At 34.1% G+C, this 10,121-nt stretch carries 9 protein-coding genes; 1 reads left to right on the top strand and 8 read right to left on the bottom strand.

The window, feature by feature from the left end; all coding sequences use genetic code 11:
* Window positions 1–502, top strand: a 502-nt coding sequence (locus AB671_RS20885; protein ID WP_157444286.1) for a helix-turn-helix domain-containing protein, incomplete at its 5' end; no start/stop codon positions are given.
* A 638-nt stretch (window positions 503–1,140) separates the two neighbouring features.
* Here the strand turns inward: AB671_RS20885 and rplI are convergent.
* The 8 genes from rplI to AB671_RS20845 form a co-directional block, all read right to left on the bottom strand.
* Window positions 1,141–1,659, bottom strand: a complete 519-nt coding sequence (gene rplI, locus AB671_RS20880; RefSeq protein ID WP_066676901.1) for a 50S ribosomal protein L9 — start codon at window positions 1,657–1,659, stop codon at window positions 1,141–1,143.
* A gap of 165 nt (window positions 1,660–1,824) precedes the next feature.
* Window positions 1,825–2,127 (bottom strand): 30S ribosomal protein S18, encoded by a 303-nt coding sequence (gene rpsR / locus AB671_RS20875; RefSeq protein WP_034757623.1) that lies wholly within the window; start codon window positions 2,125–2,127, stop codon window positions 1,825–1,827.
* A 35-nt stretch (window positions 2,128–2,162) separates the two neighbouring features.
* Window positions 2,163–2,504: a 30S ribosomal protein S6 gene (gene rpsF, locus AB671_RS20870; protein WP_066676900.1), complete on the bottom strand. Its 342-nt coding sequence runs from the start codon at window positions 2,502–2,504 to the stop codon at window positions 2,163–2,165.
* Between the two features lie 231 nt (window positions 2,505–2,735).
* Window positions 2,736–5,123 (bottom strand): TonB-dependent receptor, encoded by a 2,388-nt coding sequence (locus tag AB671_RS20865; RefSeq protein ID WP_066676899.1) that lies wholly within the window; start codon window positions 5,121–5,123, stop codon window positions 2,736–2,738.
* 102 nt (window positions 5,124–5,225) lie between these two features.
* Complete coding sequence (locus AB671_RS20860; RefSeq protein ID WP_066676897.1) at window positions 5,226–6,245, bottom strand: helix-turn-helix domain-containing protein; 1,020 nt, start codon at window positions 6,243–6,245, stop codon at window positions 5,226–5,228.
* Between the two features lie 75 nt (window positions 6,246–6,320).
* On the bottom strand, window positions 6,321–7,676 hold the full coding sequence (locus AB671_RS20855; protein ID WP_066676896.1) for a chloride channel protein: 1,356 nt from the start codon (window positions 7,674–7,676) through the stop codon (window positions 6,321–6,323).
* Window positions 7,677–7,856: 180 nt separating this feature from the next.
* On the bottom strand, window positions 7,857–9,167 hold the full coding sequence (locus AB671_RS20850; RefSeq protein WP_066676895.1) for a dihydrolipoamide acetyltransferase family protein: 1,311 nt from the start codon (window positions 9,165–9,167) through the stop codon (window positions 7,857–7,859).
* A gap of 63 nt (window positions 9,168–9,230) precedes the next feature.
* The gene (locus AB671_RS20845; RefSeq protein WP_066676893.1) at window positions 9,231–10,058 is read right to left on the bottom strand and encodes an S-adenosyl-l-methionine hydroxide adenosyltransferase family protein; all 828 of its coding nucleotides are present in this window, start codon (window positions 10,056–10,058) and stop codon (window positions 9,231–9,233) included.
* Between the last annotated feature and the right edge of the window lie 63 nt (window positions 10,059–10,121).

The following is a 10,121-nucleotide window of genomic DNA, read 5'->3' as shown; positions in this document are numbered from 1 at the left end:
TATTTATTCGGTCAGTCATTTATTGAGAGAGATGATTTTATATACAAAAGAATGGGATGGGAAAATCACAAAGAATGATGGTAGTAATTATTATTTCCTCAAAGCTTTAAAAGGTATTTTACCTGACAAGCGAGACAAAAAGTTGGCATTTCCAATTCAGCATCCTTTTCCTAATGATGAAACATTATTAAAGATTGCGCAATACATTCATGCTAATCTTGAAAAGCCGTTAACTATTGAATCTACCGCAAAAGAATTCGGAATGAGTACAAGAACTCTTTCGAGAAAATTTAAAGAGATTTTAGGCATGAATTACGTCCGTTTTCTGCGTGCATTGAGGATTACCCGCTCTCTGGAATTAATGATCGAAGAAAAATATAATATGTATGAGATTGCCATGATGGTAGGATACAACAGTCTTTCTTCTTTCAGTAATATCTTCAAAAAAGTAATTGGAATTCCTCCGACGGAATATCTGCATAAATTGAAAGGGCGTGAGTAAGTGGGAGAGTTTTAGGGTGAGAGTGTTTTAGAATGTTAGGATTTAGGGTTTTAGAGTTTTTAGCGCGAAGTTTTGTGTCATTTTGAGAAGTAAAGGAACGAAGCAATCTCTTTAAAAGAATTATTAATAAAGATTTTCGCAAAGTTTGTTATCCTGAAAGGATCTAGGTAATGGTTTTTACAAATCAGTCTCTACAAAAAGAGTTTAGTTTCCTACGGAATGACAAAGTGGATGTAGATTTTAATTTTATATCGAGATTACTTCGACGCTATGTTCCTCGCCATGACAAAACTTCTAACGCAAGAATTCCCCTCTTTGGAGAGGTGGTGAAAATTCGAAAGAATTTTTGACGGTGGTTTATGAGGTTAAAGATTGCTTCGTCGCTTCAGAAATATATTTATAAATCCTTAATCTGTTTACAATAACAAATATTGAGTAAAACACAGATCTCCTAGCCCCGATAAAAACGGTTACCCCGCAACAAGGAATGGGGAAGTTTGAGGGTTTTTGGTGTGGGATTGGGTTGGCGTGAGGAGTATGAGTGGATAGCGGGAAATAGCTTCTAAAAAACATAATAAAAACAAAAAAACCACTTCAAACGAAGTGGTTTATATTTTAGAGAAAGATCTCTTGAATTCTTAAGCTTCTTCAGAAGGAGTTTCTTCTACAGCAACTTTCTTAGGAGCAGCTGGTTTTGGAGCTTCTACCGGTGCGTCAGATACGATGTCGAATTCAAAGTTGTATTCTACATTTCTGTGTAATCTTACGTTAGCAGTTACTTTACCAGTTCTCTTAATAGTGTTTCCTGGGATTTTGATGTATTTCTTCTCAACAGAAACTCCAGCTTTAGCAAGAGCAGCAGAAAGATCTGCATTGTTGATAGATCCAAATAATTTATCACCAGAACCTACTTTTGCAGGGATAATAATAGAAGTTTTCTTTAATTGATCAACTACAGCAGTTGCAGCAGCGATTAATTTAGCTTCTTCTTCTTTTCTAGCTTCCAAAGTAGCTTCAAGAGCTGCAATGTTTTTAGGAGTAGCTAAAAGAGCAAAACCTTGAGGCAACAAGAAGTTTCTTGCATAACCTGGCTTTACATTTACTGTGTCGAATTCAAGACCTAAGTTTTCTACGTCTTTTTTAAGAATAATGTTCATTGTTGTTGTCCTTTTTTAGATATTAGAAATTAGAGGTTAGAAGTTAGATGCAGACATTGTCTGTTATCTGAAATCTGTAGTCTGAAATCTAAAATCAAGTTAGAATTAATATTTATTCAGCAACAAAAGAAGAGATTTCTCTCTTCTTTTATTAATTTTTTTAGCTTATTTCAATAAGTCAGCTACGTAAGGCATCATTGCAAGGTGTCTTGCTCTTTTGATAGCCGAAGAAACTTTTCTTTGGTATTTCAAAGAAGTTCCAGTGTATCTTCTAGGTAAAATTTTACCTTGCTCGTTTACAAATTGTAATAAGAAATCAGCATCTTTGTAATCAACGTGCTTAATTCCGAATTTTTTGAATCTACAGTACTTTTTATCAGTTTTAGTGTTGATATCAAGTGGTGTAAGGAATTTTACTTCAGATTCTCCTCCAGCTGAGGCTTGTTTAGCCATATCATCTATTGCCATGTCTTGTCTTTTTTAAATTTTGGGTTAATAAATAATTAAGCTCTTGAAGCTTTAAGTTTAGTTCTTCTAGTTACAGCATACTCTACAGCGTGCTTGTCTAGTTTTGTAGTAAGGTAACGAATTACTCTTTCGTCACGTTTGAATGCTAATTCTAAATCAGCAACTACAGTACCTTCACCTTTAAACTCGATTAAAGTGTAGAATCCATTCTTTTTTAATTGAATTGGATAAGCTAATTTTTTTAATCCCCAATTTTCTCTAGTGACAATCTCACAGTTCTTTTCTTTCAAAAGATCTACATACTTGTTCACTGCTTCCTCCACCTGAGCTTCAGATAGAACGGGAGTTAAAATGAAAACAGTTTCGTAATTGTTCATAATGTTAAATGAATTTGTTAATTATTTCGAGGTGCAAAATTATGAAATCTATTTGTAATATACAATATGAAGCAGGTTTTTTATTGGAATAAAAAAAGACTCGCAAAAACAGGTCTTCAAATTATTTTAGAATAAATTGTTTTATTTACGAATCTGAGTCGATATTTAAAATATCAGATTCGGGAGTTTGATAAATTTTCTGAGATGAATTTTTATTTATAACCATACATCTTAATTCCCGGTTCTGGCTCTTTCATCCTCGTTACCGGTCTGTCTTTTTTTAACGCTTACTTTTTTGCTTCCGAATTTATAATTAATAGCCAATTGGAATGACCTTGTGTCAAAATAATAATCGGAATTGCGATGGACTCCATTTACGGTTGAAGAAAACCTGAACCGGTCTGTTTTGAAAATATCATTGGCCTTCAGTGTAATCTTTAAATCTTTATCCAATAAATGATATTGAAGCGCGAAAGAGGTGGATGTGAATGGTTTGATTTTATCAATTCCATAGTTCCCAAACATATAATACTCGAAACTTACATTGAATAATAAGGTTTTGTTTTTATTTAAATTAAAATCATTATTAGTGGTGAAAAATGAAGTTAATCCATTAGCTTCCGTTGCCACTAAATCTATGGTTTTGGCAGTGGAATAGTTGATGTTGAGGGTGTTGATGCTGTTCCACCAGCTTAGTTTATCGAAGGTAAAAGTTTCTGAAATACCGTATCTTTTGATGTTGAAAATGTTCTTGTAAACCAGTCGAATGTTGTCGTTATCAAGGTTAGGCAACCCAACTTGGTTGAAAACATCGTTTTCTATGCTGTAATATAATTTTGTTTCGAGATTTTTAAAAGTATAAAAAAAGTCAAAATTATTTACAAAATAAGGTCTCAAAACCTGATTGCCTTCGACGCTGAGAAAAGGTGTGACGTATGTAACATTGGGATTTAGCTCTGCGAAATTGGGGCGAGCAATTCGTTTACTGTAACTCAATCTATAAGTTGAGTTTCCATTAGCTGAATACAATACATTTAATGATGGAAACAGTTTTGTGTAATTATTGTCTATCGAAGTGCTACTGTTTTCGTCATAAGATTTGGTTTGTGTGGCTTCTATTCTCAAACCGATTTGCACCTCAAACTTGTTGCTAAGCTTTTTATTTCCAGAGAAATACAATGCCTGAACATTCTCGTCGTAATTATACTGATTATTAATTTGTGGCATTTCTGGATTCTGATTTTGGACTAATCCACTGTTGAAAGCCGAAATGTCGTTTTCTGTTTTGGAAACGGAGATTTTCCCGCCTGTGCTCCAATTCGCCCAAGTAGTAGGAAGTTCAATATCTATCTTTCCTGAGAAATTATTTGTTCTTTGTTGATTGTTATTAATGCCTTTAAAATACTGAGGGTTGTACGGATTATTCATCACCGAAGTTCCTTGGTAAGGTCTTGTATCAAAGTTTGAATAATTAAAATAATCCAGATTAAGAATGATTTTCTTGCCTAAAGAATCGATTTTTATTTCATTAAATAAATTCAGTGAATTGAATTTTGGCTTCTGAGCGGCATTGATTTCGGATAAAATTTCATTAAAAACGGTGTCGCTATTATAATGAAAAACAGATGATTTGGTTATCCGATTCGCTTTCGCATTGTTGATATTCGCAATATATTGAAACCCAAAAATCCAATTCGGGGTTGCAGAATATTGCATTCCGAGAACACTATTCAGCCTTTTGTACTGTCTTTTGAAAGCCTGCCTGGTATTCCAAAAATTATTAGGAAAACTATTGTAATCCTGATAATCGTGATATTCGCCACCATCTCTGTAATTTAATGATGCAGAAAGGCTTAAATTATTTTTATTGTATAGAAAATTACTTGTAACAGCTCCTTCACCGTGTTCTTCACGACGCAGATAGCTTCTTCCCAAAGAGAGGCTCCATGAATCTTTTTTTGTTTTTTTTAGTTGAATGTTGATTAGACCACTTCCACCGGCAGCATCATATTTTGCAGGTGGCGTGGTGATAACTTCAATACTTTTGATATTGTCAGACGGTATTGACCTGAGGAAATTTGCCAAATCGGCTTCTCCAAGTTCCAGCATCTTATCATCAATCAAAACTCTGATTGTTTGCTTTCCGATAATGCTGATGTTTTCATTTCTAATCAATACTCCAGGTGTCATTTTGAGCGCATCTAATGCGTCGCCACCTGTTGCGTTGATCTTATTTTCTATGTTGAAAACCAATCGGTCGATTTTTCTTTCTACGAGTTTTTTTCTTTTGGTAAGAACAATTCCTTGTATGGTTTTGGATGGATCTACAGTAATTATTCCAGCATCAAAATCGGAATTCAGTTCAATGTTTTGAGTATGTAGAATTTCATCCGATTGATGAATCTGTAAGGTGTAATTTCCTTTTTTATAGTTTAAAATAAACTCACCTTTTTCATTGGTCAATTGATTTAAAAGTGGTTTAGCATCTTCTGAAAAAAGCGTAATTTCTGCAAATTCTAAAGGTCGGTTTTGTGATGTGATAACCGTTCCATTAATTCTAATTTGTGCTGAAATGACATTGCTGAAGAAAAAAATCATTAATAAAAATATGGGTCTCATGTTTACAATTTGAATTGTTGTTTATGAGTGCAAATATCTTTGATGCGTGTGTTTTAAAGGTTTTCATTCATAAAAATGAAGTTTGAATTGATAAATCCGAACTCATTTTGATTGTGATTTTTGATATTCAGCGGGCGTTAATCCCGTGATTTTTTTAAAAGCTGTGAAAAAGGTCGATTTTGAATTGAAACCACTATCGTAACCTAAACTTTCTATCGTATAATTGGTTTCTGTTTCCAGTAATTGTTTTGCTTTTTCAACCCTGTACTCTTTGATGAGACTGGAGAAAGATTTGCCTAAAATTTCATTAACGTATTGCGACAAAATATGTTTGGTAATCTTCAGTTCTTTGGCGGCATTTTCGAGTGTGAAATTAGGATTAAGAAATAATTCTTTATCGAGAATCAATGAAAATTTTTGTTCGATCAGTTGAAGGGTTTTTTTATCGATTTCCCTATTCTTATATTTTTCTTTTTCCTCAAAAAAAGTAGTGGATTCATTACTGTTTCTAAAAATCAATAAGAGAACAATTAGATATAAAACAAATGTAAATGACAATGCTCCCACAATATAAGAAGTGTAAGCAGCAATCGTATAAGCCAGCCAAATAAATAAAACCCCAAGATAAATGCTAAGAAACCAAACGTCTAAATTCTTTAAATTTTCTTTCTTTTTAAACTTTTGAATAATCGGAAAAATGTATTTGAAAGACAGAATAATGTACATAAACCACTGAAGATAAATTCCACAGACAATCCATCGGCTCCAGATTGCCTGATGTTCTACATATGGATAAAATATTCCCAAAGCCGTCATCAAAACCAAATAAGGGATCACATGAATTTTCCAATTAGCTTTTTTCTCTGAGTAAGAATTTAAATATAAATAGAGTAGTGGGCCAATCATGATACAAGCTGAAAGACCAATTTGAATAAAAATATTGGAAATATGAGGTGTAAAATAAAAGAAAACAGATTTTATTATTCTGATACTTAAAACCAAAAGTAAAAGTGATAAAAAATAATTGGTGAAATTTTTCTTTTTAGCATTGATGGCAAAATACAACGAAAGTAAAAATCCATTGAAAGCCCCTAAAGCACTAAAAAAGAAAAGCAATGTCATGATTATACTATTATTTTGTAAATATAATAGCTTTGTTTTTAAGTTTCGATTAATATAACTTCAAATTTGATGAAATCACGGTTCGTTTTTTCTAATTTCGACCAGAAAATTCATTTTCAAAACATCGTAAAGAGAATGTCTGCTTACTAAAATTGAAAATAATGAAGAAACCATTCCCGCCAACATCAAATGAAAAATCAAAGAATGTCTGTCTGTCATTTCTAAAACAATAATTGCTGATGTAAACGGAGCTCTCGTTATTCCGGTAAGAAAAGCGACCATTCCTGCGAGAATGACAACGTTGGTTTCGTTTGGAGTTAAATGAATAATACCCGAGATTACAGAACCAATACTTGCACCTGCCGTTAAAGCTGGAGCAAAAATTCCACCTGCACCGCCGGAAGTGAAAGATAGGGCAGGACCAAGCATTCTTAATATCGGAACATACCAATCTTCATGCTTATCTGAAGTGAAAAGAACCCGCTCCATAATTTCTTTTCCTGAGCCTAAAACTTCCTGGCTTATAAAAAACGAAATGAAAGCAATGATTAAGGCGCAACCTACAAGAAATAATACATTTGATTTATCAGTTTTAAGCTTTCTTTTTTTCCAGTCGCTTATTTTAAGCATGGTTACTGAAAGCTGGCTTGCCAAAATTCCTGCAACACCACCTACCAAAATTATGGGGAACATCACCATTAATGAAACATCATTCGTTTTGGGATAACCCAGATATAAATAAGAGCCAGCCAAAGTCTGAGCGGTTAAACCTGCAATAATAACAGCGGTAAAAAGTGCGGTTTTAAAGTAATTGATATGTGTTTTTGAGAGTTCTTCAACGGCAAATACAATTCCGCCAAGAGGAGTGTTAAAAGCGGCTGCAAGTCCGGCTGCAGCTCCAGTCATAATCATATTTTTTTTTGAAATTTTTGGCCACCATTCAGGAAGATATTCATTGACTTTTCGAAAAATTGAACCTGCAATCTGAATGGTAGGGCCTTCTCGTCCAACTGCACCACCTCCTATAACTAAAATAACAGATGAAATAATTTTAAATACAATGATTTTTATGCTTAAAAGACTTCTTATTTTTCTGTGTTCTTTAGGATTTGCTAATTCTACTGCCGCCATCACTTGCGGGATTCCACTTCCTTTGGCATTCGGAGCAAATTCTTTCACCAACCACCATGATAATACAAATCCAATCGGTGCGATAATAAAAATCATCCAGTCGTGCCAATCTAAGATGAAATGAAGCAGATTTTCACCCCAAGCAAATATCTTAGCATACATGACGGCGAAAAAACCTGTAATCACCGAACCTATCCAAAAAGGAATTGCCTGAAGCAAATTATGTTTCAGTTGTTCGTTTCGGATGTTGTCGAAAGATTTTTTTAACCCTTTTCGGATGTAGACCAATATTCTACGCATATTTCAAATCTAAACTAATTTTTACGGATATAAAAATTTTAAACTTGATTTTGAGAACTTAATTTTGAAAAACTTTTTAGATTTAATTTGAATATTAGATAGCAAAAAACCTCCGAAAAAATTCGAAGGTTTTTATATTTTCAAATCAGCAAAAATTATTCATTGCCAATTATTCATTACTTATATTTCCGTGTTCAAATCCCAGTTTTGTAGGTAATCGTGAACATGTTTTAGCATCATTCCACCAAGAGAACCGTCTACCACTCTGTGATCGTAAGAGTGAGACATGAACATCAACTGACGAATCGCGATTACATCACCATCTTTAGTTTCAAGAACTGCCGGTTTTTTAACGATAGCTCCGATTGCCATAATAGCAACTTGAGGTTGAGGAATAATAGGAGTTCCCATTAAGTTTCCAAAGCTTCCTACGTTAGAAATCGTGTAAGTTGCCCCTTGAGTATCTTCTGGTCTTAATTTTTTGTTTCTTGCTCTGTAAGCCAAGTCGTTAATTGCTTTTGCTAAACCTGAAAGCGATAACTGATCAGCGTTTTTAATTACAGGAACAATAAGGTTTCCGTCTGGTAAAGCAGTTGCCATACCGATATTGATGTTTTTCTTTTTGATGATGTTGTCACCATTGATAGAAACATTGATCATAGGAAAATCCTGAATTGCTTTTACAATCGCTTTTACAAAAATAGGCATGAAAGTAAGTTTTTCACCTTCACGTTTTTCGAACATATCTTTGTTTTTAGCTCTCCATTTTACAACATTGGTTACGTCGGTTTCGATGAAAGAAGTCACGTGAGGAGCAATATGTTTTGCCTTCACCATGTTTTCAGCGATGATTTTTCTCATTCTGTCCATAGGAATGATTTCGTCACCTGCAGCTGTACTGATGGTAGCAGCCGGAGTTGATACCGCTTTTACCGCTGGAGTAGAAGTAGCCTGCACTGCCGCAGCTTGTGGAGCTGGCTGGTTTCCCCTATTAGCAACATGTGCTAAAATATCTTCTTTGGTAATTCTTCCTTCTAAACCACTTCCTTTGATGGTCTGTAGTTCAGATTCAGAAATATTTTCTTGTTGAGCGATAGATTTTACAAGCGGAGAAAGATATAAATCTCCCGAAAACTCTACATGAGAAGTCGCTGTTGCCGTTAAAGGCTCTTCAATTGCTTGAATTGTTGCTGCATCCGGAGCTGAAGTGTCAGTTTTTACTTCTTCAGAAGCTGTGTTTCCGCCTTCTCCTTCGATTTCTAAAATAGCGATGGCTTCACCTACTTTTGCAACTTCGTCTTTCTGTTTAAGGATTTTTACAATTTTCCCCGAAACTGGTGTCGGAACGTCTGAATCTACCTTATCTGTTGCAATTTCCACTACTGAATCATCCTCCTTTACCTGGTCGCCTTCATTGAATAACCAAGTGATAACTGTAGCTTCCATCACGCCTTCACCCATAGAAGGAAGCAATAATTTGTATTCTGCCATTTTTAAATTTTAGATTTTGACAAATATATAAAAAAAATCGGTTTTTTTATGAAATAGATAATTTTAGAAAAATTCTATGTAAATATTTTCTCCCACATTAAGCCCAAAAAGCGTTTTTGCACCATTTTTTTTGCTGCCTTTGTAGATGGTTAATTCAAGTTGGTCGCTGTCATTAAAGATGGCTGCAGATTGCCCGTGATACTCGGTTTCTCTTTCCCAATCTACAACAAGTTCTGTATGACTAGAATATATTTTTGAAAGACTTAAGTTCCTGAATTTGATAGTGAAACTTGCGAAACCTTTAGCCAAAGTTTCAAAAAAATCTTTGCTAATATTTGAGATTATATTTCCGAAATTATCAATATACATTACATCGCCAATAATCATTTTTTCAGACTCATTATATACCGGTTTTGGAAATAAAAGCTGTTTAGTAGATTCTATTTTTCTGCCGATTACTTCCGGGAGCCCGCCATTGGCTAAATGTACAGCAACAGGCACAAAAACATCGGTGGAAGTGAAGCTTACGATGTCATCAAATCGGTTGTTGAGCGTAATTTCGTAAACCGCTTCAGGTTTAATGTCAAAAAAAATGAGACTTAAAAGCCCGTTATCTGCGGCTAAAAAATAATGTCCGTCTGATTTATATAAAATATTTTTTCTTGATTTATGAAAAAAACTGTCAACAGAAACAATATGAATTGTACCTGTTGGAAAATATTTGTAGGCATTTCTTACAATATAAGACGCTTGAATTAAATTATACGCCTGGATATCATGAGTGATGTCAACGGTGTTTACTTCGGGGTTAAGAGATAAGATTTTTCCTTTCATCGCTGAAACTCTGTAATCTAAACGTCCGAAATCTGAAGTGAGGGTAATAATTGACATGAATAAAAGGGATAGTACTGCAAATTTATCTAAAATAAAAAGAAAGAAACTGCTATTGTGGAT

The organism is Chryseobacterium sp. BGARF1 (assembly GCF_001677955.1).
Taxonomy (GTDB): domain Bacteria; phylum Bacteroidota; class Bacteroidia; order Flavobacteriales; family Weeksellaceae; genus Chryseobacterium.
Note: the sequence above shows the minus strand (reverse complement) of the source record. Positions and strands in the feature narration are given on the sequence as shown.

Excerpts from the sequence above, each read along its gene's own strand:
- AB671_RS20855 (WP_066676896.1), bottom strand. The coding sequence starts at position 7,676 with ATGCGTAGAATATTGGTCTACATCCGAAAAGGGTTAAAAAAATCTTTC.
- rpsR (WP_034757623.1), bottom strand. The coding sequence starts at position 2,127 with ATGGCAATAGATGATATGGCTAAACAAGCCTCAGCTGGAGGAGAATCT.
- rpsF (WP_066676900.1), bottom strand. The coding sequence starts at position 2,504 with ATGAACAATTACGAAACTGTTTTCATTTTAACTCCCGTTCTATCTGAA.
- AB671_RS20850 (WP_066676895.1), bottom strand. The coding sequence starts at position 9,167 with ATGGCAGAATACAAATTATTGCTTCCTTCTATGGGTGAAGGCGTGATG.
- AB671_RS20865 (WP_066676899.1), bottom strand. The coding sequence starts at position 5,123 with ATGAGACCCATATTTTTATTAATGATTTTTTTCTTCAGCAATGTCATT.
- AB671_RS20845 (WP_066676893.1), bottom strand. The coding sequence starts at position 10,058 with ATGTCAATTATTACCCTCACTTCAGATTTCGGACGTTTAGATTACAGA.
- AB671_RS20860 (WP_066676897.1), bottom strand. The coding sequence starts at position 6,245 with ATGACATTGCTTTTCTTTTTTAGTGCTTTAGGGGCTTTCAATGGATTT.
- rplI (WP_066676901.1), bottom strand. The coding sequence starts at position 1,659 with ATGAACATTATTCTTAAAAAAGACGTAGAAAACTTAGGTCTTGAATTC.